Source organism: Candidatus Parakkermansia intestinigallinarum (assembly GCF_944389695.1).
GTDB classification, from domain to species: Bacteria; Verrucomicrobiota; Verrucomicrobiia; order Verrucomicrobiales; family Akkermansiaceae; genus Akkermansia; species Akkermansia intestinigallinarum.
The window spans coordinates 57,318-79,708 of sequence record NZ_CALXNG010000005.1 but is presented as its reverse complement, the minus strand read 5'-3'; the positions used below and the strand labels follow the sequence as shown (position 1 = coordinate 79,708).

General features: G+C 62.4%; 20 protein-coding genes. 11 read left to right on the top strand and 9 right to left on the bottom strand.

The features are described 5' to 3' along the window. Positions 1 to 21: 21 nt before the first annotated feature. Positions 22 to 1,077: an endonuclease/exonuclease/phosphatase family protein gene (locus tag AC6UAL_RS02505; protein ID WP_500681779.1), complete on the bottom strand. Its 1,056-nt coding sequence runs from the start codon at positions 1,075 to 1,077 to the stop codon at positions 22 to 24. A gap of 50 nt (positions 1,078 to 1,127) precedes the next feature. After that, positions 1,128 to 2,123: a porphobilinogen synthase gene (gene hemB, locus AC6UAL_RS02500; protein ID WP_500681809.1), complete on the bottom strand. Its 996-nt coding sequence runs from the start codon at positions 2,121 to 2,123 to the stop codon at positions 1,128 to 1,130. A gap of 112 nt (positions 2,124 to 2,235) precedes the next feature. On the opposite strand from hemB, the gene rsmA reads away from it, so the two are divergent. Further along, positions 2,236 to 3,576: a 16S rRNA (adenine(1518)-N(6)/adenine(1519)-N(6))-dimethyltransferase RsmA gene (gene rsmA / locus AC6UAL_RS02495; protein ID WP_500681778.1), complete on the top strand. Its 1,341-nt coding sequence runs from the start codon at positions 2,236 to 2,238 to the stop codon at positions 3,574 to 3,576. 93 nt (positions 3,577 to 3,669) lie between these two features. After that, entirely contained in the window at positions 3,670 to 3,909 is a 240-nt protein-coding gene (locus tag AC6UAL_RS02490; protein WP_500681777.1) for a hypothetical protein, read from the top strand. Between the two features lie 115 nt (positions 3,910 to 4,024). On the opposite strand, the gene AC6UAL_RS02485 is transcribed toward AC6UAL_RS02490, so the two are convergent. The 7 genes from AC6UAL_RS02485 to AC6UAL_RS02455 form a co-directional block, all read right to left on the bottom strand. Beyond that, positions 4,025 to 5,551, bottom strand: coding sequence for a TIGR03790 family protein (locus AC6UAL_RS02485; protein ID WP_500681776.1), 1,527 nt, complete (start codon positions 5,549 to 5,551; stop codon positions 4,025 to 4,027). A 27-nt stretch (positions 5,552 to 5,578) separates the two neighbouring features. Beyond that, a complete protein-coding gene (gene ffh, locus AC6UAL_RS02480) occupies positions 5,579 to 7,087 on the bottom strand; it encodes a signal recognition particle protein (RefSeq protein WP_500681775.1) in 1,509 nt (502 codons plus the stop codon). 190 nt (positions 7,088 to 7,277) lie between these two features. After that, on the bottom strand, positions 7,278 to 7,826 hold the full coding sequence (locus AC6UAL_RS02475; protein ID WP_500681774.1) for a hypothetical protein: 549 nt from the start codon (positions 7,824 to 7,826) through the stop codon (positions 7,278 to 7,280). Positions 7,827 to 8,005: 179 nt separating this feature from the next. Then, a complete protein-coding gene (gene coaD / locus AC6UAL_RS02470; protein WP_500681773.1) occupies positions 8,006 to 8,506 on the bottom strand; it encodes a pantetheine-phosphate adenylyltransferase in 501 nt (166 codons plus the stop codon). A gap of 21 nt (positions 8,507 to 8,527) precedes the next feature. Then, positions 8,528 to 9,451, bottom strand: coding sequence for a hypothetical protein (locus tag AC6UAL_RS02465; RefSeq protein WP_500681772.1), 924 nt, complete (start codon positions 9,449 to 9,451; stop codon positions 8,528 to 8,530). After that, a complete protein-coding gene (locus AC6UAL_RS02460) occupies positions 9,438 to 12,164 on the bottom strand; it encodes a hypothetical protein (RefSeq protein WP_500681771.1) in 2,727 nt (908 codons plus the stop codon). The genes AC6UAL_RS02465 and AC6UAL_RS02460 overlap by 14 nt, the downstream gene beginning before the upstream one ends. 45 nt (positions 12,165 to 12,209) lie before the next feature. Continuing rightward, the gene (locus AC6UAL_RS02455; protein WP_500681770.1) at positions 12,210 to 13,685 is read right to left on the bottom strand and encodes a hypothetical protein; all 1,476 of its coding nucleotides are present in this window, start codon (positions 13,683 to 13,685) and stop codon (positions 12,210 to 12,212) included. A 461-nt stretch (positions 13,686 to 14,146) separates the two neighbouring features. Between AC6UAL_RS02455 and AC6UAL_RS02450 the strand changes: the two genes are divergently transcribed. The 9 genes from AC6UAL_RS02450 (at position 14,147) to tssE (ending at position 22,389) form a co-directional block, all read left to right on the top strand. Next, positions 14,147 to 14,551 (top strand): OsmC family protein, encoded by a 405-nt coding sequence (locus AC6UAL_RS02450; RefSeq protein ID WP_500681769.1) that lies wholly within the window; start codon positions 14,147 to 14,149, stop codon positions 14,549 to 14,551. A gap of 27 nt (positions 14,552 to 14,578) precedes the next feature. Continuing rightward, positions 14,579 to 15,187: a hypothetical protein gene (locus AC6UAL_RS02445; protein WP_500681768.1), complete on the top strand. Its 609-nt coding sequence runs from the start codon at positions 14,579 to 14,581 to the stop codon at positions 15,185 to 15,187. Between the two features lie 156 nt (positions 15,188 to 15,343). Beyond that, complete coding sequence (locus AC6UAL_RS02440) at positions 15,344 to 15,997, top strand: adenylate kinase family protein (protein WP_500681767.1); 654 nt, start codon at positions 15,344 to 15,346, stop codon at positions 15,995 to 15,997. Positions 15,998 to 16,126: 129 nt separating this feature from the next. Then, positions 16,127 to 18,154, top strand: a complete 2,028-nt coding sequence (locus tag AC6UAL_RS02435) for a hypothetical protein (protein ID WP_500681766.1) — start codon at positions 16,127 to 16,129, stop codon at positions 18,152 to 18,154. Positions 18,155 to 18,366: 212 nt separating this feature from the next. Then, positions 18,367 to 18,894 carry a type VI secretion system contractile sheath small subunit gene (gene tssB, locus AC6UAL_RS02430; RefSeq protein ID WP_500681765.1) on the top strand — a complete coding sequence of 176 codons (528 nt, stop codon included), beginning with the start codon at positions 18,367 to 18,369 and terminating at the stop codon, positions 18,892 to 18,894. A 2-nt stretch (positions 18,895 to 18,896) separates the two neighbouring features. Further along, positions 18,897 to 20,384 (top strand): type VI secretion system contractile sheath large subunit, encoded by a 1,488-nt coding sequence (gene tssC, locus AC6UAL_RS02425; RefSeq protein WP_500681764.1) that lies wholly within the window; start codon positions 18,897 to 18,899, stop codon positions 20,382 to 20,384. A 40-nt stretch (positions 20,385 to 20,424) separates the two neighbouring features. Continuing rightward, positions 20,425 to 20,955, top strand: a complete 531-nt coding sequence (locus tag AC6UAL_RS02420; protein WP_500681763.1) for an Hcp family type VI secretion system effector — start codon at positions 20,425 to 20,427, stop codon at positions 20,953 to 20,955. 84 nt (positions 20,956 to 21,039) lie between these two features. Further along, the gene (locus AC6UAL_RS02415; protein WP_500681762.1) at positions 21,040 to 21,870 is read left to right on the top strand and encodes a type VI secretion system accessory protein TagJ; all 831 of its coding nucleotides are present in this window, start codon (positions 21,040 to 21,042) and stop codon (positions 21,868 to 21,870) included. A gap of 18 nt (positions 21,871 to 21,888) precedes the next feature. Continuing rightward, positions 21,889 to 22,389 carry a type VI secretion system baseplate subunit TssE gene (gene tssE, locus AC6UAL_RS02410; protein WP_500681761.1) on the top strand — a complete coding sequence of 167 codons (501 nt, stop codon included), beginning with the start codon at positions 21,889 to 21,891 and terminating at the stop codon, positions 22,387 to 22,389. Positions 22,390 to 22,391: the final 2 nt, after the last annotated feature.

The window sequence follows — 22,391 nt, the reverse complement described above, 5'->3', positions numbered from 1 at the left end:
TGAGGCCCCTGCCCCCGAGGCTCAGCGCATTTCGCACCAGACGGCTCGGTGATCGCTGGCTTGGTCTGCCGCTTTGATATCGACGATGCCCGAGCGACACTCATCGCTCATGCGCTTCCGCAGGACGGAGTTGACGAAGATTTGGTCGTAGGTGCAGTACTCCTTGCCCCGGCGGTAATAGAGAGTCCAGTACTGGCCGTCGGAGTCGCCGGGGGAGAGGCGGGTGAGGTCGCGACCGTTGCTCAAGAAGCTTTGTACGGCAGCGTCATCGGGGCCGTCGTTCCAATCGCCGAAGATCAACACGGGCATGGACGGATGCTTCTTCATGGCGGAATTGACGTACATGGCCAAGGTCCTGGCCTCGTTGCGGCGCAGAGCCGAGGCCGCCGCCGGATCCGATGCGACGCGCGATTTGAGGTGGGCGCCGAAGATGCGGAACCGCCTGCCGTCTTCGGCCTGCAGTGTCACATCGAGGATGCCCCGCAGCATTTTGCGGCGGTTCTGCCCGAAGAGGGGGTAATCGGCCTGCGAGTCGTTGCGGATGATGGGCAGCTGAGAGAGAATCCCCAAGGCGCGGTCTTCTCCGTTGCGGATGAGCACGACGAAGTAGGGATACGCCAGCCCTCGGCGCCTCAGACGCTCCCGCAGATCCTGCAGGGCGCGAGGTCCGCCGATTTCGATCAAACCGACGACGGCCGGCTTCGCCGAGGCGATGACGTCGGCCACGGCTTCGCGCTCTTCGATGGGTTTGAGGCTGATGCGGTGGCGCGAACGCCCTTCGCCGTCATCGACGAAGTAGTTCTGCACGTTCTGCATGAGAAAAACGACCGGCTCCTGCGAGGCGGGGACGCGGCCGTCGCGCTTCGGCTCGAGCTCATCGGGCGAGGCGAGCCTTTCCAGCGGGGCGTCGCCGATGTGCACCGGTTCGACGCTTGAGCGGAGCTCGTGCCCCTTGAAGTAGCCGAGCAACAGCAGCAGAACGACGAGCACGAGCAGCCCGATCAGCGCATCGCCGCGCCTTCTGCGCCCGCCGAAAAGCAAGCGGCGAATCAGGCTGAGAAGTAGCTTCGGGGGCATGTCCTGTCTCTGCTGCCGTCGCAGGGGGGAAGTCGGGAATGAGGCGGTCTTCAGGCTTCGCCCGCCAGCCAAGCTGCCGCCTCAGGCGCGTAGTAGGTGAGTATCATGTCGGCCCCGGCGCGGCGGATGGAGAGCAGCGTTTCAAGCGCGACGGTCTTTTCATCAAGCCAGCCGGAGGCCGCTGCCGCTTTGAGCATGAGGTATTCACCGCTGACGTGGTAGGCGGCAATCGGCAGATGGGTGTGCGCCCGCATGTCGGCAATGACGTCGAGGTAGAGCGTCGCAGGCTTCACCATGAGCATGTCGGCGCCCTCCGCGGCGTCGAGCTCCGCCTCGCGCAACGCTTCGCGGCGGTTGGCGGGATCCATCTGATAGGTCTTTTTGTCGCCGAACTTCGGCGCACTGCCGAGAGCCCCGCGGAAGGGCCCGTAGAAGGCCGAGGCGTACTTGGCCGTGTAGCTCAGCAGGCTCACTCCCGTGAAAGCCTCCGCATCGAGGGCCTGCCGCAGGGCTGCGATGCGCCCGTCCATCATGTCGCTGGGCGAGATGATGTCGGCTCCGGCTCGCGCGTGGCAGAGGGCTTGGCGGCAGAGAGCCTCGACGGTTTCATCGTTGAGAATCTCATAGCTTCCGTCGGAGTACTCGCGCACGAGGCCGTCCTGTCCGTAGGTATTGAAGGGGTCGAGCGCTACATCGGTCATGACGCACATGGACGGCACGGCCGCCTTGATGGCTCTGATGGCGCGGGGGACGACGCCCTCGGGATTCCATGCCTCGGAGCCCTCGGGATCTTTTTTCGCCTCGGGCACAACGGCGAAGAGATCAATGCAGCGAATGCCGAGGGCGTAGAGCCGGGCGCATTCGTCTACGATGCCCGCGACACTCCAGCGCTTGCAGCCCGGGAGCGATTCAATGGGGGTGTTCTCGTCGCCCTCCTGCACGAACATGGGGTAAATAAGATGCGAGGCGCTCAGCGAGCTCTCGGCAATCAGATCTCGAACCACGGCTGATTTGCGGTTGCGACGGGGGCGAATGGGCAGGTGCATCATAGCAGCGGCGAGCTTAGCACGCCGACCGGGCTTTGTAAAGGCGAAAGAGCTTGGATAGAGCTTGGAAAGAGCTTGCCAATCGCGGGTGTGCAAGCTACAATGCGCGCGCATGAATGCCACTCAGATCCGCGACGTCCTCGAAAAGGCCGGCATTGAGCCCTCTAAGGCCATGGGGCAAAACTTTCTCATTGACGAGAACATTGCCCGCGCCATTGTCTCGTACCTCGAGATCGGGCCCGACGACTGCGTGGTCGAGGTCGGGCCGGGAACGGGTGCGCTGACGGAGTTTGCGGCTCCTCTCTGCCGCAAGCTGATTCTCGTGGAGTACGACGCCCGCCTTGCCGCCTACCACCGCGAGCGCTGGGCCGGTGACGCGCACGTCGAGGTGCACCACGCCGACGGGGCATCGTGGGACCCGCGCTGTCTTTTTGCCGAACGGCCCGTGAAGTTTCTCGGCAATCTGCCCTACTCCTGCGGCGGAGCGATTCTGGCGAATTTTCTCACGGCGCCCTGCGCCTGCGAGCGAGCCGTCGTGATGCTCCAAAAGGAGTTCATCGACCGCATTCTGGCCGAACCCGGCGACGACGCATTCGGCATTCTGTCGCTGCGGGTTCAGATGGATTGGGTGCCTCGCGCACTCAAGATGGTGCCGCCCGAAGCCTTCTCTCCGCGTCCGAAGGTGGATTCGACGGTGATGCTGCTCACGCCGCGCGATCCGCGATCGCTGCCGCCCTTTGACCACCGTCTGGCCGACTCGCTCATGCAGCGATGCTACGCCCAGCGCCGCAAGCAGATGTACAAGTTTCTCCCCGAGTCGCCCGACTGGGCCACCGTGGCGGCGAAGCTCGGCATTGCTCCGACGGCCCGCGCCGAGGAGCTCAGCCTGCGGCAGTGGGTTGAGCTGACGAACCTGTATGACCCGAACCCGCTGGCGAGCGTTCCCCAGCGCAACGACGAGCTCTTCGATGTGGTGAATGAGCAGGATGAGGTGGTCGGGCAAGCCTCGCGCCGCGAGGTCCACGAAGGCAATCTGCTGCACCGGGCCGTCCATATCCTCGTCTTTAACAAGCATCGCGATTGCTTGCTGCAAAAGCGCTCGCTGCTCAAGGACCGCCAGCCGGGGCTCTGGGATTCGTCCGCGGCCGGCCACCTCGATGCCGGAGAGAGCTATGAAGAGGCGGCGCGGCGCGAGCTGGCGGAAGAGCTCGGCATCAGCGATGCACGCCTCGTCAGACTCGCCCACCTCAACCCATCTCCGGATACGGGCTGGGAACACGTCGAGCTCTACGCCGCCCTGCACAACGGCAAACTGCGCTTCCCGGCTGCTGAAATTGAAGGAGTCCTGCCCTTCTCTGCCGCGCTCATCAACCACTGGATCGAGCGCCGACCGCAGGACTTTGCACGCTCATTCATCCGTTGCTGGGAACTCGCCAAGCCCCTGCTCTCCTGATGCTGCCTCGGCGGAAGGATTTTTTTTACTTGAAATCCTTCCAAAGTTATGGTAATTGAATGCTCGGGTGCCCAACAACACCCGCCCAGAAGCATGAGAGCTAAGAACATATCACGCTACACCTACAAGCGCACGTCATTCCAAGGCTGGCGCTTGTCGATCACCCGGTCGGGGTACCAGTTCACGAAGTATTTTTCGGACAAGCAGCACAGCAATTGCCGCGCCGCTTTTCAGGCGGCCATTGCGGTGCGCAACCGAATCTTCGGGGAGCTGAAGGCTCCGGGCGCTGATCCCGAAGAGGTCTTTGCGCGCTACCGCGCAGAGCTCTGCTAAAACCTGAACAACAATCAGGCGGAAGGTTTCTCGCACTTCATAGCCTCAATCCGGCCCGGCACCGGCGGCACAGCCGCCTTGCCGGGCTTATTGTTTCACCTTCCGGTGCCGTTGCTCAGCGAGACGCGCCCCCCGCCGCCGGCTTCGGCGAACTCTTCGGCTGCTGCGTCTTCTTATCGACTCTCTGAGCACAGATGCGCATGGCCTCAGCCCAAGGGGTTCCCCGGGCCTGCGACTGCGCTTCGGCGAGCAGTTTGCGTGCGTCATCGACGCGCTGGAGCGCCAGCAGAGCAAGCGCGCGGCGGTGCATGCAGCGCAGGCGGTCGCGGAGTTCCGAGTATTTGAGCGCCGCGAAGTCAAACATGGCGTCCGCCACCTGCTCTTGCCCGATCTCCATGCAAAGAGCGCCGCACATTTCGGCCATCAAGGGAGCCTGAGACGGCTTCGCCTCGCGCGGAATCAGCCGCCTCAGCTGCGCGATATCGCCCCTGGTCCTCTCGTTGAGACTCAGCCAGAGAGACCATGTATCCCTCCCCTCTGCGCGCTGCGTAGCGCCCTGCGGAAAGGGGCGATACAGCGGGTCGCCGAGCACCACCCACTGCCACGAGAGCGTCGGCTGAGCCATCAGAGCCGCCTCGGCCACGGTGTAGCCCTTGAGCAGGCGGTCGTAAAAGAAATCGTGCCGTATGTTACCGCCGAGAAAGGGCTCGGCCACATTGCCCGCCGTCACGGCAGCCCCCCGACGCAGCAGCGCCGCAACCCAACGGCGCTTATCGTGCAGAGACGTCGCGCTGAACGAATGCAAATGGTAAGCGACGGCTCCCGGAACAAAGCGGAAATCCCCCTGCCCCTCGGCAAAAGGCCCATCGGCGAACTCCGCATACCAGCCGAAGTAAAACGCCACGCCCTGCATCAGGGGATAGCCCTTGGGCAGGCTCTCGCGCTCGCGGTCTACGTAGAGCGGCAGGTGATGAGACAGCGCCGTCTTGGCAAGACGGGCAAACCAGTCGTCGCCCTCGCGGTACGGGCCGCCGCTATCGACCACGGTCCACCCGCGCAAGCCCGTCTTTTCAACGCGCAGGGGGTCGTTGATCATACGCATGATGCACGCGCGGTCGGGGCCGTCGATGCGGCAAACCGAAAGAGCCTCGCCCTCGAAGCGATCAAGGGGCAGGTCCTTGCCGCAGTAGGGATTGGCGAGCATGCCGATGCGCTTATACTGAAAGCCGACGAGGGAGAGCTCGGAATCCACGGAGGCGCCGCTGTTGGCAAGCGACATTTCTTTTTCGCCGGGCTCACGGCTGATGCGCAGCGGCACATCCGGCATCAGGACAATCGCGTAGATGCGGCGGCCGTCCTTGTGGCGCATCGAGGGGAAATGCCAGAAACCCAGTTCGGCGCGGTGCAGCAAAGGCGCCACGATGCAGCGCTGATACTCCTCCCACGTGATGAGCTCCTTCTCGGGCAGCGAGCCGAGATTCACCACCTGCTCATCGGGAATGCGGCGAGCCCGGCAGTAGGCGGCCGTCGCCTCGCGGCTCAGCGCCGACTTCTCGTTGCAAACAACGACGACCTGCGAAGGGTCGAGCGCCTGCGCCACCGCCGCCCAACCCAGCAACAAAACCGACAAAACACGCAGCACCTTCAGCCTCCTCTCATGCGGCTCGACTCAGCGGCGACGGAACAAGCCGCTGAATCCGCCCAGCCCCTTGGGAATCTTCGGGGCGCGGGCAGCGCCGCCGCCGAGCCCCTCGAGAGCCGAGAGATCAGGCATCTTGCTCAGATCGGGCTTGCCGTCAGCTCCCATCATGGACGAAAGATCGGGCATTCCGGCGGGCGCCGCACCCGGCTTGCCGCCCTTGAACATACTCTTCATCAGCCCCCCCATAGCGCCCTTGCCGCTCATCATCTCCTTCATCTCGCGGAACTGCTTGATGAAGCGGTTGACTTCAATCTCGGAAACGCCTGCACCCTTGGCGATGCGGCGGCGGCGAGAGGGTATGAGCAGCTTGTAGTTGAGGCGCTCGGCCTTCGTCATCGAAAGGACGATGGCCTCCATGCGCTTCATGCGGCTCTGGTCAAGGGCATTGTCGGGCAGCATCTTGCGAATCTTGCCGAAGCCCGGCAGCAGTTTGAGCAACCCCTCCAGCGGCCCGAGGCTGCGCATCATGTGCATCTGGTTGAGGAAGTCATTGAAGTTGAACTCACCGCTCATCATGCGGTTCATCGCATTCATCGCCGACTTCTCATCAATCTTCTCCGCCGCCTTCTCGACCAAGCCGACAATGTCGCCCATGCCGAGGATGCGATCGGCCATGCGCAGCGGCACGAAGGGGCCGAACATGTCGAGCTTCTCGCCCTCGCCGATGAACTTGATGGGCTTGCCCGTCACGGCCCGCATCGACAAAGCCGCACCGCCGCGCGCATCGCCGTCGAGCTTGGTGAGGATGATGCCCGTCAGACCGACGGCGGCATCGAAGGTCTGAGCCACGCGCACCGCCTGCTGACCGGTGGCGGCGTCAGCCACCAGCAGAGCCTCCTGCGGGTTGAGAAACTTCGCCAGCTTGCGCAGCTCGGCAACGAGGGGCTCATCGACTTCCTGTCGCCCGGCCGTGTCGAAAATCATCACATCGTGCTCCTGCCCCTCGGCCCAGCGCAGGGCATCCTTGGCGACGCGGATCACGTCTTTCTCGGTCGGAGACGGCGTATACACCGGCACCTCGATCTGTGAGGCCAGAGTTGCCAGCTGATCAATGGCGGCGGGACGCACCAAGTCACAGGCGACCAGCAGGGGCTTGTGCCCCTCCTTCTTGAGACGCCGAGCGAGCTTCGCACTCGTCGTCGTCTTACCCGCACCATTGAGCCCGACCACAAGAATGCGAGCCGGCGGCGTCAGATCCAGCTCAGCGGCATCGCCGCCCAGAAGCTCGGCGAGCTCATCGCGGAAAATCTTGACAATCTGCTCGCCGGGTCGCACCGTCTTGAGCACCTTCTCCCCCATCGCCTGCTCCTTCACATGGGCGATGAACTCGCGAGCCACGCTGTATTCCACATCGGCATCGAGCAGCGCCATGCGAATATCGCGCATGGCCTCCTTGATGTTGGACTCCGAAATGTGGCTCAGGCCGCGTAGTTTGCGAAAGGCATCATCGAGCTTGTCGGAAAGAAGTGAGAACATGGCCTTAGATTAACGAAAAGCACCCCTGCTGTCAAGCTCAGCCCGCGCCATGAGCCCCGTGCGGCAGAGAAAGAGAAGGCCTCGGCAGGCGCTCGGCGGCGTCTCGATCGACGTCCGTCCGGCACCGACAAGAGCGGGCGCCCTTTCTCCCGCCGCGCGCGCGGGCGCGGGCAAAGCGCATGGCAACGTATCAATCCGCAGACTCGACGCTGCTCAAGTCAAGGCTGAGAATCTTCTCGGCCAGTTCGCGCAGCTTGGTCGTATCGACCCCCAGCCCCTCAATGCGCTCAAAATGAGCATCGACGTCCGCCTGAATGCGCTCAAAGACGCGTTCATTCTTCTCCATCTCCTCTCGGAAAGCCTCCGCCTCCAAGTTGGCCGTATTGTTGCTGCCGTAGCGCGGGGTATCGCGATCATTGTCCTTGGCGCGCTCGCGCAGAGACGGCTTGCGAGAGATAGCCTCATAGAGCCGCTCCATCGACTTGGCACTGCGCTCCGCCGTCTTTTCATCCTTGACCCGCTTGAGCATGCCGACCGCGGCGCGGCGCGTGGTGATGGTCTTTTTGAGCAGGGCGCGAGCCTTCTTGCCGGCTTCGCGCACAGCCTTTTTGTCATTAGCAGGATCACTGTAAGCGCCGTACTGCCCGGTAAAAGCAGGAAGGGCAGCCTGCGCCGTACTCACGACGGGCGACAGCAGAACCGACAAGGACAAGAGGAGAGAGAATGAGGTGAATTTCATAGTGTGACAATTCAATCACGGACAGCGCCTGCTGTCAAGCACAGACTGCCGCCCGCCAACCCGCAGAAACATTTTGCCGCTTCTCTCCTCTGCCGAGACAAGACGGGCAGCCGCAGCCCGTCCGAGCCCCGCCCGCGCCCCATCACCTCGTCCGCATCCCCGTCAGCCTCGGTTCGGCCTCAGACCTCGGCCATGTGCTGCTCAATGATGCGGGCAACGTGCTCGGGGACGCAGGCGCGCACCCAGCGAGACCAGCCCGGCGTGCTCAGGAAGCCTCGGACGACGGAGGACGAGATCTCCTCCAGCTCGCTGGGAGGGATGAGAAAGACCGACTGCACATCCGGGGCCATGCGCGTGTTCATGCGAGCCATGATTTTCTCATACTCAAAGTCTACCGTACTGCGGACGCCGCGGAGCAGAAAACATGCTCCTTCGTTGTGGGCGAAATCGACCAGGAAGCCGTTGAGCACGGAGGCAACCCGCACGTGAGGCAGGCCGTCCACCATCAGACGCAGGGCTTCCATGCGCTCGGCGGCGGACAGAAAGCTTTTCTTCTCCGGGTTCACCGCCAGCGCCACGACGAGTTCGTCGAACATTTCCGCGCCTCGGCGTATCATCCAGAGGTGCCCGTTGGTCGGCGGGTCAAAGCTCCCCGCGTAAATGGCTATGCGCTTTTTCATGTCGATCTGCCCGGTGCCGCCTCACTTGCCGGACGGCGCCTGTTCATCATCTTTGCACCAGAGTTCGAGAGCGCCTTCGGCGTAGGCTCCGTAAAGGTTGCTCGGGTCGATGTTTCTCATCTCCGTGTAGATGGCGCGCAGCAGTGCGGGCGAGCCTTTGCTGCGACGCACGTGCCCGCCCAGCGCGGCAAGCATTTCTTGCCGCTGCCGCTTCGAGTAGACGCCGCTCGCCTCCAGCGTGCGCACATGGTTGTGAGCGTCGACAATGCTCATGGGCTCCAACTTCTCTACGAGAGCCAGCGGGTCGAAGGTGAAACGGCCGGCAAGGTCGTCCTGCTCGGACGCATCGGCGTTTTTCGAGCGTCGGCGGTTCGCTCGGCGTTCGCTGCGGGCATCGGGCTTGAGGGCGGAGGGAGGCAGCGGCAGGCCGATGTCGGCCGCCTCGGCAATCAGGGCCGCGCGGCGGCTGCCCGACGCACGCTCCGCTTTTTGCAAGAGCTTCTCCTGGTCGCCGAACTGATCGATGATCCGCGTCAGCGCGGCGGATGCCGTCTCTGCGTTTTTCATTTCTTCCGCACTCTGCACAATGCCGCGCAGGTTGCCCTGTGCATCCACGACCGCCAGACAGGGGTAACTCCAAATGCCCGAGGGCAGAGAGCGATCGCCCATCACCTTGGTGTACTCCTTCTTCTGCTTCTCGTCCGGCGACTGGTAAATCGGCACCTCGACCAGCACGGCTCCGCGCAGCGCCTGACTGATGCCGCGCTTCTTGATAAACTCTTCGTAGGTGCGCTCGCTCACCTTGTCGTAGTCCGCTCCGTAACAGAAAAGCACCACGGGCTTGCGACCGGCCCGATTCAGCGCCGACTCGTAGGTTCCGGCCCAGACGCCGGCGCCGAACATCAGCGGCAGCAGTAACAGAGATAACAGTTTATGATTCTTCATCTCTCTCTCCTCTCTTTTTCTTGTAGTTCATCGGGCGACCGTACACATAGAAGCCGACGATATCCGGCTCGTACTTCGCCCCCTCGCGCGTCATGCGCACGAAGCGTCCCGTCTTCTTCTGCTTGCCGTCGCCGACGAAGCGGATCACGGGGCCCTTGACTTCGGCTTTGGCGCAGAGCACCTGCCAGTTCTGGCCATCCTCGGACGACTCGAGCCGGAAGTTGCGATCCGTCTTGGCATCTTCCGCCAACAGGCAGACCGCTCCGTTGATCTCACAAAGCTTCTCCAGCTCGACGATGACGCCGGCGTCGCCCTCAAATTTGCCGGGCATGCGGCCGCCGGTGCGCTGCAACACCCCCCAGTGCAGGCAGGCCTGCGCGCGCTGCTCCTCCGTCAGGGTCGTAGCCGTCTGAATCAGTCCCGTCGATGACACCACCTTGCCGCTGACGGCTCGGAAGCGGAAACGGTTGCGCGGGAAATTGTGGCGGAACTTGCGCAGAGCCAGCTTGCCGATGGCCTGAAAGGCGCGGCGATCCTTGTTATCCGCCGAAGTCGCCATCGCTTCGCCGAGGCTCGCCCACGCCGCATCCTTGTTCTTGCCCGTCGCTCGCGTGCGCGACAGAGCCGAAATCACCAACTTGTAAAAATCTTCATTGAGCTCCTCGCTCTCGTCCGTCTTGGGCTGAGAGCCGATGTAGTCGAGCCCCCAGGCGAGCGCGGACGACGCGTAGTCGGGCTTGCTCATGAGCGTTTTGAGCGTCGCCTTCATGAAGGAGATGCGCTCCTTATCCGTCGAGAAGGTGTCCATCTGCATGTTGAGCAGCGGTGCGACATCCCAGCGATTCGTGCCGAAGTCTTCGCATTGATCAAAGAACGCCGCAAACATCTTCGTGCGCTCCTTCGGATCCTCCGTCAGCGGCAACAGCGTCGGATACACATACTTGCGCAGCAGAATCGCGGAGGCGTTGTGATAGGTCTCCGCCATCGTGGCCACGGCAAGATCGTGAGCCTCGCGCCACTTGCCCTTGTTCATGGGTCCCTGCTTTTTCAGATAGCCGGTGTAGCGCAGCCAGCCCTCCCAGTGCAGGGGCTGCACCACGACGGCTTCAAAGAAGGCCGTGGCGGCAGATGTCACCTTGCGCTGGCTTGCGAGCAACTCGGCAAGCGCGAGCATCTGGTCGGAGGCCAGCGTGCGGAAGTGATCGGAGTAAAGCTGCTGCATGAGCTCCAGGAAGTCCCAGTCCGTCTCGCCCCAGAAAGTCTTGTGCATGCCGTGCTGCCAGTAAATCGTGTAGCTCTTCTCCCACTTGCCGTTGACGCGCACCACGTAGGCGCAGTGCCCGGGCTCGCCCATCGTCATCGCCGGAAGGCCGGCCGCCAGCGCACCGTAGGCTCCGTAGTGCGAACAGGCACCGCAGACGCCGCCCATCTCGCGGTGCGCCAGAGCCGTAATGTTGCGGGTGTACTTGCGTATCGGCGCCAGATATTCACCGGTGAAAATCGAATCGCCCGCCACGTTCACCAAGCGGTACTGCACCTGATCATAGGCATTGAGGTAGCCCTGCACGGGCAGGCGCACATTATCCCGCTGCCAGGTCAGCGAGCGCACACTGCCCCAACCGTCGTACTCCGTGCACCCGGTCACCAAGCGCGTCTCCCAGTACTGCAGGCTGTCGAAAAGGACGTTGAGGCGGCCTTGACGGGCACTGTTGTAGTAGTAGGAGCAACGCGCGAGCATCTCTTTCTCCGGCCAGCCTTCGCGCGCAAACTCCAGAGCCGTCGTCGTGGCGACGCGGCGCAGCAACCTGTCGTGCCAATCCTCCGAATGGCGAGCATAAATGGCCGCGAGGTAGGTCAAAGCCACGTCGAGCTTCTGCGTCGGCCCGGAGTAGAGCAACCCGTACATCCACTCCAAATCGTTGCCCATCTCCTCAAGCAGGCGGCCGCCCATGCCCGATTGCGCCACCTTGGAGACGGCAGCCGCTCCGGCCTTTTCAATGAGCAACAGGCGAGCCACATCCAAGCGGTTCGCCGGCTCGCGCAGGTAGTTCCACATGCTCTCCGAATCGGCCTGAGCGAGCCCCGCGGTCACGCGGGCAAGCAGCTGTTCGCGCAGCGCCTCGGCGTTCGCCCACTGAGCAGAGGTCACATCATTCGCGTGGTAATACCCCTTGCGATCGCTCTCCTTCGCCTCCTTCGCCAGCACCTCGGCAAGCTTATCCCCGCGGCGGCGCACCTGACGCAGCTCACCTTGGGAGTACACGCCGGGAAGCTTCATCTGCTTCGGATCAACGGGCACGTTGTGCTCTAGGAAGTGCTGCGGAACGGCCCCCTGCTCTTCCGGCATGTAGGAGTTCGGATCGCGCTCCGTGGCGAGCGCCTGCCCGTCGTCAGAGTCCTCCTCATCCCAACTGCCGTCATCCCAGCTATCAACCAAAGCCCCATCGTCACCGCCCGAGGCATCGGGCGAACTGCCGTCCCCGGCGCTGTCGGACTCGTCGATCACGATGCCGCCCTGATCGGGAAGCGGCACGAATCCATCGCCGGACGGCGTCTCGGAAGGCGCGGCATCGGGCGACGCGCTCGGCCCTTGGGGAGACGGTTGCAGCGCCGCGATCGGCTTGGGCAACTGATAAAATCCCGGGTAACAGATAAAGCCGGCGAGAAGCGCCAGAAAGACAAAGAAGAAAAGCAGGGATACGGATCGTTTCATACGACGTTCAATTGACAAGGAAGAGGTGAGTGGTCAGAAAAACAGTCACGGGGCCGCATCCGGCGCAGCCAATCGTTCACGAACTCGGAGCAGTGTGGCCTCGGCACTGTGGCGCGTCAGGTCGTCGGGATGCTTCAGCAAAGACTCCAGCAGCGGCACGCAGCGCTCGGTACCGCAAAGGGAAAGGTAGTTGAGCAGAGCATGGAGCTTCTGCGGATCTTCGCCGTTGCCGGCGCTGTTCAGCACGGCTTCCTCAGCGGCAGAGCCCAGCAGAACGATGGCGTTGCTGCGGTTAACGGGATCCTGCGCCCAGAAATCCACCACCGGCTGCACCATCGTCGCGGGAGTCTCCCGAACCAAGTAGGCGACCACCTCATCGTCCGCCGAACCGCCGCGAGTGCCTCCGGCAAGCCTGAAATCAAAGTAGCGCCGCACCGGCGGCAGCACCGCTGCGTCGCCGGGCTCCGAATAAACAATCAATGCACGGACGAGCTGACCCCACGCCTCCGGCTCACTCGCCCACGCATCCTGCAGCACGGCCATCAACTTCTCGCGAATCAAATCGCGCCTCACCGTCACGCGAGCGGCGGCGAGAGCCTCGGCGGCCCGCGCAACGCGATCAGCATCGGGGCTCATGATGCAGAGGAGATTCGACTCCACGAACTGCGGATCGGCATTGGGATTTCTCGACGTCGGGACCGGGCGGCGGCCGAGGTTGGATTTCTCCTCGTCAAAGTTCACCTCAAAGACGCCGTCTTCATCATAGGTCACAACGCCGTAGCGCTCCAGCAGACGCCGCATTTCCCGTGCGGAACAGTCCGGATGAGCCCGCTTCACCAGATAAACCGCCCCGGCATTCTCTCGGTAGGGGCGCACGGCATCCGCCATGCAGATGCGCTTCAAGGCGCGGCAGAAGACATCATCGTACTTCGCCGGCGTGTTCATGTAAACGAGGTAATAGCGCCCTTCGGGTTCGTCCTTGAAAAGCCCGCGCAATGCGGCAATACGCTCCGTCGAAAGCACCCGCGTCCCCCTTCGGGGAACAACCTTGGTCGCGGCACCGTCATCCCGCAGCCGCGCCTCGGGCTCCGAAGCCGCCGCCTTTTCGGGAATAGCATCGCCGAGAATCATCCGGTAACTCAGCAGCGGAAGATACCACGAACCGGCCAAAACCGCCAGAGCCAGAGCCCCCGTCACCCAGCGCAAACGCCTGACGGAAAAGAAGATCAACAGCGAAGCCGGCACGCAGAAAAGAGCCGCCAAGGCATGCTGACCCATCGGCGGCAGCTCACTGAGAAACGTCTCGTACGACGAATCCGTCCCCATCAAAAAAGCAAAGGCAACGATGCCAAAGACCACCAGGCCGAACACAAGGCGCAACCCGCCTACGTGCCGGAAAGGCTCGGCCGAAGTGTAATTATCAACCAAGCTCTCCGCTCGCGCCTGCTGGCGGCGGTTGGATCGATTGACCTGCCGACGAAGCTGAGCCTCCTCGCGAGCCTCTTCCGGAGACTGCTCCACGACCTCCTGAACGCAAAACTCGGAGCTCAGGCAATCGGGGCATATATCGACACCTTCCCGCCGGGTCTGAAATTTCCTGTGGCAACGTGTGCATTCCGCCTCCATAGCCGCTATCGTACCACAGTCCCCCACCCGCTTGCAAGCATAGAATGGTAAAGGTATATAATGATTATGGTGATTACGGATCGGTAAGGGAGCTGAAAATGTCTATGAGCCTCACCTTAGCCGAAATCCTACTGATGCCGCCGTTCGATCATTGCGACCGACTCTCATTGCCCCCATCTCTTCGTCACTCGGATGCGTTCCGGTGCGCATCATATTCCGGCAACGTCGCAAGCCGCTTTCAGGCTTGATCGACGCTGTGTACGGGCGTTTGCGCCGGGATCTGTCTGTTTGGCTTTGAAGTTGACAAAGGAGCTTCCGCGGTGCAGAATGAGACAGGGTTTCAAACCCTCAACACCATGAATACATACGCTGCAACTACTGTTCACGAGGGCGGCATGCGCTGCCTTTCAAGCTTCACGAGCGGCAACGCTCAGTTCACCACCGACGTCGTCGCCCCGCTCGGCGGCAAGGGTGAGATGCCCTGCCCCGCAGACATGCTCGCCGGCTGCGTCGCTTCCTGCATGCTGAGCATGATTGCTTATACCGGCCACACCAAGGGCATTCCCACCGACGGCATCAGGATCCGCTCCGCCGTCAAGAGTGATGCCTCGGGCATTTGCGAGCTGAGCTTTGATATCACGGCCTCGGCCGCGCTGGATGCGAAGAGCCGCAAGATTCTTGAGGCGGCGGCCAAGGCCTGCCCCGTCGGCAACGCCATTCGCCCCGAGGTGCAGAAGATTATCACGTGGAACTGGGCCTGACCGCCCGGTTCTTTTCCCTCTGCTGCCGTGCCTCAGACTCTCGATATCGCCCTGATTCTCGCAGGCCATTCCTACAATGAGGACGATTTTGCGCCCCTGGCTGCCGCGCCGGGGGTGCATTTCCGCGTGTTGCGCTTTGCGAGTGACTGGGCCAGCCCCGATGTCATCATCCTGCCGGGCACGCAAGATGTGGCCGGAGATTTCGACGCTCATGAAGCCTCCGGTATCGCGGAGGCGATTCGCCGCCACGCGGAAGCGGGCGGCTGGGTCGTCGGGATCTGCGGCGGGCTTCAAATGATGGGGCGCCGCTTGCTTGATCCGCATCACCACAAGTATCCTTTCGCGGAAAAGGAGATGCTCGGGCTGCTGGCGCTGGACACGGTCTTTGCGGCCGAGGCCGTCTTTCGCCGCCTGCGCCGCGTCAGCGCTCCGGGCGGCTGCGAGCTGCGAGGCTTTGAGACCCACCGGGGTATGAGCGAGGGGGAAGAACCCGTGCTCTTCCGCCGCGAAGACGGCAGCCCCATCGGCTACGGGCACGGCCGCCTCTGGGCGACCTACCTGCACCGCTGCTTTGACGATGCGGCCTTTTGTCGGCATTTCCTCGACGCTGTGCGACGAGGTGACGCTGCGCTCTGAAAGACGGCGCTGAAAGCCTGCGGCAAAGGGGAGTCGGTATTTATGTTATTGCAAGGCTTATTTTTTGGCATTGCTTTTCGATAAAAAGTGGAGCATAATGGGTCAGGACTTTGCCGACCAGGTATGGCGGAGTCACCTCTCTTTCGATCATATATCATGAAAACGCTCAAGCGATTCGTACTCGTAGGCGCCCCCGCTTCCGGCAAGGGCACGCAGTCTTCCTTCCTCTCCGGGACCTATGATCTCAAGCCCCTGAGCACGGGCGCGCTGCTTCGTGCCGAGATTGCTGCCGGTTCTCAGCTTGGCCTCGAGGCCAAGAAGTACATGGATGCGGCTATGTTCGTGCCCGACGAAGTGGTCAACGGCATCGTCGCCAAGTGGCTCGGTGAAAACAAGGACTGCGGTTGCCTGCTCGACGGTTATCCCCGCACCGTTTCTCAGGCCGAGACGCTCGACGCTAACCTCACGGCCATGGGGATGGAGGTCGATATCGTTGTCTACCTCAATGTTTCCCTCGAACTGATTCAGGCCCGCATGCTCAAGCGCAAGGCCTGCCCCGCCTGCGGCGAGACGACGCGCAACGGTGAGGAGACCTGCCCGAAGTGCGGCCACGCCATGATTGTGCGCTCCGACGACAACCCGGAGGCCTTCGCTAAGCGCTGGAAGGATTACGAGACGCTGACGGTTCCCGTCATCGAGCACTACCGCAGCCAAGGCAAGGTGGTGCAGATTGACGTGACGGAGGAGGGCGAGCCGGAAGATGTTTCCGCCCGCATCGCCGCCGCCATCCGCAGCTATGCGGAGAAATAAGCCGCAGGTTCTGCCTCTTTTAACGAAAAGCCCCTGCTCCGGCCTTGCCGCGGCGGGGGCTTTTTGGCGGCCGCGCCCTTGTGAGCAAGGGCTCTGCTTTTGGACTTGCGCCATTGACGGAAAAGGCGTATGCTGAAGGCGTCGGATGTTCGCCCTGCGTGCATCGTCATCGCCTCGACGCCCCGCTCCCCCATGTTCCCCCGCGCAAGACTCTCGCCTCTGACGGCTTTGGCAACTCTTCTGGCCGGCGCCTCCGCAACGGCGCTGCCGCAGGAGTCGTGCTCCCGTGCCTCGGCCTCGGCGGAGTCCGAGCCCGGCATTGTCGTCATCACTCCGGCGGCGACGGCCGGCGATGCCCGTCGGCAGCAGGCGGCACAGGCGGCCTACCCGGCGCTTCAGTTCCTGCCGAAGGAGGTGAAGAGTTTTGCGGCAACGTCTCCGAACGACGAGTCGGCCGCTCTTGTCGAGCGGCTCTTTGCCGAAGTCGGGCTGAAGGGGGTGCGGAGTGTGGCCGTGGGGCTGACGCGGGGGAGCGAAGACGCCTTGGTCATGGCCGCAGACGCCTTGCTGGCGCGGCGGTTTCAGGAGGAGCCGCGAGGCTCGCTGCTGCACACGCTGGCCGAGATCGGGGAGAGACAGGCTCGCATCAGCCCGATCTACGTCGTTTTGGAGTGCCGCGCAGAGACCTCGTTCATGCTGCAAATGCTTCCCCTTCTCCCGACGGGGGAAGGCTCCGGCATCAGCCGCATCAGCTGCGGCGAGTTGCGCGGCCTGCGTCTCGACCTCGGGAAGGCGGCGCTGCGGTATCTGACTCTTGAAGAGGACGACAAGCGCGAGGCGGAGCGGCTCAGCGGGCGCTGCCTTGATGTCATCATCTGCCCGAGAGGCGACTATACGATCATCGCCCTCGCGGACGACGCGCAAGACATCCGATTGCCCGAGACGGCTCAGGAGGCCGTCTGCCCGGACGAGTTTTGCGATTTTCCGAAACAGGCGGCGGGGGACGACGCATCGCCGCAGCCCGCTCACCTCTTTCTGTGCCGCATCGATGCACGCCCCTTGCGACGCCTGTCGAGCAGCCTCATCAGCGCCGCGCGGCGATACGGCACCGAGCTGCGGGAGCAGCTGGCCGATGCCCGAGCGGCGGATCCCGCCCATCGCGAGAGACTGCGAGCCGATGCCGACCGCCTGTTGCAGACGCTGGTGCGCTTGCTGGAGCCGACGTCGGTCATGACCGAGCCTTTGGTCGTGCAGCTGTGGGATGACGGGGGCGCGGGAGACTCGCTGTATGTCGCTCTCTCGGCGGATGCCTGCGGGCATTCCTTCCTGTCCGTTCCGCTGGAGATGAGGCACATGGCGGAGCATCCCGGGATGCTTCTCTACGCCGAATCGGCTCCGCTCGACAGCTCCACACGGAAAGAGGCCGCTGACGTGGCCGATCTGACCGAGCAGCTCGTTCACCGCGTCGCGGAAAAGGACAGCCGCGCCTCCGCAGCGGAAGCGCACGCCGGCAGCGCCCTCTACCGCTCGCTGCGCCCGGCACTGCGAGCCATGGGGCGGGCCTTTTCGTCGATGTTCAACTCGCTGGAAGGCGCCAAGGCGCTGGTTGTGCAGTCGAGCCCGGGCGAGGCGGGACTCTCCGTCGCCGTACACAGCCCCGTGGCAAGTCGGCAGGGGCTTTCGGAGGGCTGGGAGAGATTTCTGGACGCGCTCGACGGCAGCATCAGGGGGCTCGGCATGAACCCCGACGTCATCAACAGTCTGCCCATGGCGCTGCGCGACGGGCCGGAGGGCAGCGCGGCCTACAGTCTGTTGCTGCCCGTCCGCGTTCCGGGCTTCTCGCCCAATGTTCTCGTGAGCAACACGGATCTCGTGCTGGGCAGCAACGAACAACTCAATCGTCAGGTGATCGAGAGTCTGGCGGAAAGCTCGGCGCTGCCCGGCGCCGTCTTTCAGCTGAATTTCGAGAAGGCGCTTGAGTTCATGCGCATCGCCGAGAGCGAGCCGCGAGGCGGCGTGCCAAGCCCGCTGCAAATTCCGCCCTTCGTCCGTCAACATCTTGAACAACTCGCGGAGCACCTGCGCTCCGTCTCCGGACTGTTCACTGCGCAGGACGGCAAAGCCGAGCTTCACCTGCGCCTCAGGCGCAAGCGCTGAAAGCGGCCGCCGCCGCGCCTCCGGGTTTCAGGGAGACAGGCCCGCGCCAAAGAGTCATCGCGCGGCCGGCCTTCCATAAGGGCGTGCGAATGAAACGATTTCGCCAAAAAAAGCCGGGCGCGGCATTTTTTCCCTTGTAATGAATGTAAAGAAACGTTAATATAAGTGGAGTAGCAGGGATCCGCCTTGCTCTCGAATAATATTGTTATAATATGTCAGATAGCAGCCAAAAATTCATTGGGCGCAATCGCGCACCGCGCGTCCAGATTGAATACGATGTGGAGTTGTACGGTGCCGAGAAAAAGGTGGATTTACCCTTCGTCATGGGCGTCATGTCCGATCTGTCCGGTAAGTCGAATGCCGAGCTGCCGCCGGTGGCCGAGCGCGGTTTCATGGAGATCGACGGCGACAACTTCGATGATCGGATGGAGAGCATGAAGCCGCGAGTCGCTTTCTCCGTGCCGAATGTCATCACCAACGAGGGAAGCATCGGCGTCGACCTTACCTTCAACAGCATGGATGACTTCCAGCCCGATGCCGTGGCCGCGCGCATTCCCGGCGTTTCTGACCTTTTGGAGGCTCGCAAGCAACTGGCGGCGCTCGTCTCCTACATGGACGGCAAGGCCGGGGCTGAGGAGCTTGTCGGTAAGATTCTCAAGGATCCCGCTCTGCTCAAGACGCTTTCCGAGCAAGCGGCCAAGGACAAGGAGAATGAGGCGAACACCCCTGAACAAGCATAATTATGACGCCGGAAACACAAACGGATACGCAGGCTTCGGCAGCGAGTCTCGAGCTGAATGATTTTGAGGCGCTGCTCGATCGCGAGTTCAAACCCAAGACTCAAGAGGCCAAGTCCGCCGTGCAGCAGGCCGTCGGAACGCTGGCGACGCAGGCTCTCGGCAAGGCGAATTTGATTTCGGATGACGTGATCTCATCGGTTGAGGCCATGATTGCGGAGATTGACCGCAAGCTGAGTGCCCAGCTCAATACGGTCATTCACCATCCGGATTTCCAGAAGCTGGAGAGTGCTTGGCGCGGCCTTCACTATCTCGTGTCGAACACGGAGACGGACAGCCGCCTGAAGATTAAGGTGTTTAACATTTCCAAGGACGAGCTCGCGAAGTCGATCAAGAAGTTCAAGGGCGCGGCTTGGGATCAAAATCCTCTCTTCAAGAAGTTGTATGAGGATGAGTTCGGCTCTCCGGGCGGTGAGCCTTACGGCGCTCTGGTGGCGGACTACTATTTCAGCCATCAGCCGAAGGATGTGGAGATTCTCAAGGGTATGGGCCGCATTTGCGCAGCTGCCCATTGCCCGATGATTTCGGCGGCGGATCCCCTGCTGATGAATATGGACAGCTGGCAGGAGCTCGCCAACCCGCGAGACATCAGCAAGATTTTCCAGACGCCGGAGTACGCCGCCTGGCGCAGTCTGCGCGATTCGGAGGACAGCCGCTATCTGGCTCTGACGATGCCGCGCGTGCTGGCGCGTCTGCCCTACGGCTCCAAGACCTCGCCCGTCGAGGGCTTCGCCTTTGAGGAGGAGACCGGCGCGGGCGATAATTCCGCGTACACGTGGATGAATGCGGCCTATGCCATGGGCGTTAATATCAACCGCGCCTTCAAGCTGTACGGCTGGTGCGCTTCGATCCGCGGCGTGGAGTCCGGCGGCATGGTGGAGTCTCTGCCCTGCCACACCTTCCCGACGGATGACGGCGGCGTGGCCATGAAGTGCCCGACGGAGATTGCCATCACGGATCGCCGCGAGGCGGAGCTCTCTCAGAACGGTTTCTTGCCGATCAGCCACTGGAAGAACACGGACTACGCCGTCTTCCTCGGCGGTCAGACGCTGAACAATCCGACGGTGTATGACGATGCCGATGCAACGGCCAATGCCCGTCTCTCCGCTCGCCTGCCCTATATTTTCGCGACAAGCCGCTTCTCGCATTACCTGAAGTGCATCGTGCGAGACAAGGTGGGCTCGTTCAAGGGGCGGGAGAACATGCAGAAATGGCTCTCCAACTGGATTGCCGGCTATGTGACGGCGGATCCGAATGCCGATGAGAGCGTCAAGGCGCGCTACCCGCTTGCTTCCGCCGATGTGGTGGTGGAGGATGTGGACGGCAATCCCGGCTACTACACCGCCAAGTTCTACCTCAAGCCCCACTTCCAGCTCGAGGGTCTGACGGCTTCGCTTCGACTCGTTACCAAGCTCCCCAGTGAGAAAAAATAAACCATCATTTCGTTAACATACAAACCTACAAGTAATTATTATGGCCTTTAATTCCTACATTCAAATCGACGGCATCGAGGGGCAATCCACCGATGTGGCACACGCTAATTGGGTTGACGTTGTTTCTTTCAGCCACGGAGCTACGCAGGAGACGCAGTTTGCCAATCAGACGAATGCCAGTGGTCGCGGTGTCTTGGCTCCGCTCGTGTTCGTGCATTTGCTCGACAAGGCGACGCCGAACATTCAGAAGGCTTGCATGAGCGGCCAGAATATCGCCAGTGTCAAGCTCGAGGTGTGCGCTCAAATCGGCGGCGCCAAGCAGAAGCTCTATGAGGTGGAGCTGACGAATGCCCGCGTCATCGAGGCTAAGGTGATGACGGTGGATGCTCCCGTGTGCTCGGAGACGCTCATGGCCGGCATCGGCCGCGATGCCGCGGCGCTGCGCCTCGTGGAGCAGGTGAGCATCGTTGCCGAGCAGTTCAAGTGGACGACGCATACCTTCAAGACCACGGGCGAACTCGGCGGTGATGTGGCAGCCGGGTGGAACGTCGCTACCGATCAGTCAGCCTGAGCCCCAAGACTTCTGGTCTTGCAAAGCCGGCGCCCGCTGTGAGTCGTCGGCTTTTTTCATTATTTCAACACGCTGAGACAGGCTATGGATACGAAGACCTTGTTTGCCCAAGGAAACTTGACGGCCCTGCACGAGCAGGTGGCGCAGGACATTCGCCAAAATCCCCGGGATGCGGCGTCGCGCGCTCTGTTTGCTCAGGTGCTCTGCTTGGAGGGAGAGTGGGAGAGGGCGGACAAGCAGGCGGATGCCCTGATGAGCCTTCACCCGGCATCTGCGGTGTTCTGCTCGACGCTCGGCAAGCTCATCCGCGCGGAGCGCCGCCGCGAGGCGATGTTTCGCGCGGACGCGCCGCCGACGTGGTTCGGGGAAAAGCCGGAGTGGGCGGATCTGTTTGCGGGAGCGCTTGCCGCGTATGCTCGCGAGGGCCTGCAGGCCGGAGCCGAAGCATCGGCTCGCCTGACGGATGCGCTGCCGGAGACGAAGGCCGTGCTCAGCCGGGGCGCGAGCCCTTGGATTCTCGATGGCGATGCGCGCTTGGCCGGCGTGTTGGAGCTCCTCGTCGGCGATACGCACGGAGTGGTCGATCTGTCCGTTGTTCGGTCGATGGAGCTGGCCGCCCCCACTCACCCCGTCGAGTTGCTTTGGGCTCATGTGCGCTTGCAGCTGAAGAACGGTGAGGTGATGGTCGGTCGCATGCCGGGACGCTATCCCGTGATCAACGGCAAGCTCGATTCCGAGCTGCTGATGATGCGCTCGACGGCATGGACCGAGTGCGGAGCGGGGCTCTATATCGGCGCGGGGCAGCGCTGCTGGTGTACTCCGGAAGGCTTGTTCCCCATGCTGCACGAGCCGCTTCTTCGCTTCGACAGCGGCGATGAGAATCCCCTGCCCGCTGCGGCGGCAAAAGAGCCCTGACGGCGCGACGTGACGGATATGCAGCGAAACTCCAGCAAGTACTTGCCCTGCCTTTTGACGAGGCTGACGGATGAGAATCCCTTTGCCTCAAAGGACAGCACTTACGGAACCGAGTTTTCCGCGGAGCAGCTTCGCAGCGATATCCTCGCGAATCTGAGCATGTTGCTCAATTCGCACACGTCGCCGGAAGAATCGCGACATCTGGAGAAACATTATCCGCAGGCGGCGGTGTCGGTCTTTCACTACGGGATTGACTCCTACGCCGGGCGCACCTCGAGTTATAAGCAACCGCGCGTTATTGCGGAGGCGGTTCGCAGGGCCATCGTCCGCTACGAACCCAGAGTGCAGCCGGAGAGTGTTCAGGTGCTTGCCGACCCGCTCCGCGACGGCGACGACCATACGGCTCTGCACCTCCATATCGCCTGTCGGCTGGCCGTCGCTCCCCTTAGCGATGATTTGTATTTTCGCCTGCGCGTGGATGTCGAAACGGGTGAGACGTCCCTCAAGCCACTTGCATAAGA

What these genes read in the sequence shown, in the direction of transcription:
- tssC (WP_500681764.1), top strand. Translation starts at nt 18,897, where the DNA reads ATGACGCCGGAAACACAAACGGATACGCAGGCTTCGGCAGCGAGTCTC.
- tssE (WP_500681761.1), top strand. Translation starts at nt 21,889, where the DNA reads ATGCAGCGAAACTCCAGCAAGTACTTGCCCTGCCTTTTGACGAGGCTG.
- rsmA (WP_500681778.1), top strand. Translation starts at nt 2,236, where the DNA reads ATGAATGCCACTCAGATCCGCGACGTCCTCGAAAAGGCCGGCATTGAG.
- AC6UAL_RS02460 (WP_500681771.1), bottom strand. Translation starts at nt 12,164, where the DNA reads ATGAAACGATCCGTATCCCTGCTTTTCTTCTTTGTCTTTCTGGCGCTT.
- coaD (WP_500681773.1), bottom strand. Translation starts at nt 8,506, where the DNA reads ATGAAAAAGCGCATAGCCATTTACGCGGGGAGCTTTGACCCGCCGACC.
- AC6UAL_RS02505 (WP_500681779.1), bottom strand. Translation starts at nt 1,077, where the DNA reads ATGCCCCCGAAGCTACTTCTCAGCCTGATTCGCCGCTTGCTTTTCGGC.
- AC6UAL_RS02440 (WP_500681767.1), top strand. Translation starts at nt 15,344, where the DNA reads ATGAAAACGCTCAAGCGATTCGTACTCGTAGGCGCCCCCGCTTCCGGC.
- AC6UAL_RS02475 (WP_500681774.1), bottom strand. Translation starts at nt 7,826, where the DNA reads ATGAAATTCACCTCATTCTCTCTCCTCTTGTCCTTGTCGGTTCTGCTG.
- AC6UAL_RS02450 (WP_500681769.1), top strand. Translation starts at nt 14,147, where the DNA reads ATGAATACATACGCTGCAACTACTGTTCACGAGGGCGGCATGCGCTGC.
- ffh (WP_500681775.1), bottom strand. Translation starts at nt 7,087, where the DNA reads ATGTTCTCACTTCTTTCCGACAAGCTCGATGATGCCTTTCGCAAACTA.
- AC6UAL_RS02435 (WP_500681766.1), top strand. Translation starts at nt 16,127, where the DNA reads ATGCTGAAGGCGTCGGATGTTCGCCCTGCGTGCATCGTCATCGCCTCG.
- hemB (WP_500681809.1), bottom strand. Translation starts at nt 2,123, where the DNA reads ATGCACCTGCCCATTCGCCCCCGTCGCAACCGCAAATCAGCCGTGGTT.
- AC6UAL_RS02465 (WP_500681772.1), bottom strand. Translation starts at nt 9,451, where the DNA reads ATGAAGAATCATAAACTGTTATCTCTGTTACTGCTGCCGCTGATGTTC.
- AC6UAL_RS02415 (WP_500681762.1), top strand. Translation starts at nt 21,040, where the DNA reads ATGGATACGAAGACCTTGTTTGCCCAAGGAAACTTGACGGCCCTGCAC.
- tssB (WP_500681765.1), top strand. Translation starts at nt 18,367, where the DNA reads ATGTCAGATAGCAGCCAAAAATTCATTGGGCGCAATCGCGCACCGCGC.
- AC6UAL_RS02490 (WP_500681777.1), top strand. Translation starts at nt 3,670, where the DNA reads ATGAGAGCTAAGAACATATCACGCTACACCTACAAGCGCACGTCATTC.
- AC6UAL_RS02420 (WP_500681763.1), top strand. Translation starts at nt 20,425, where the DNA reads ATGGCCTTTAATTCCTACATTCAAATCGACGGCATCGAGGGGCAATCC.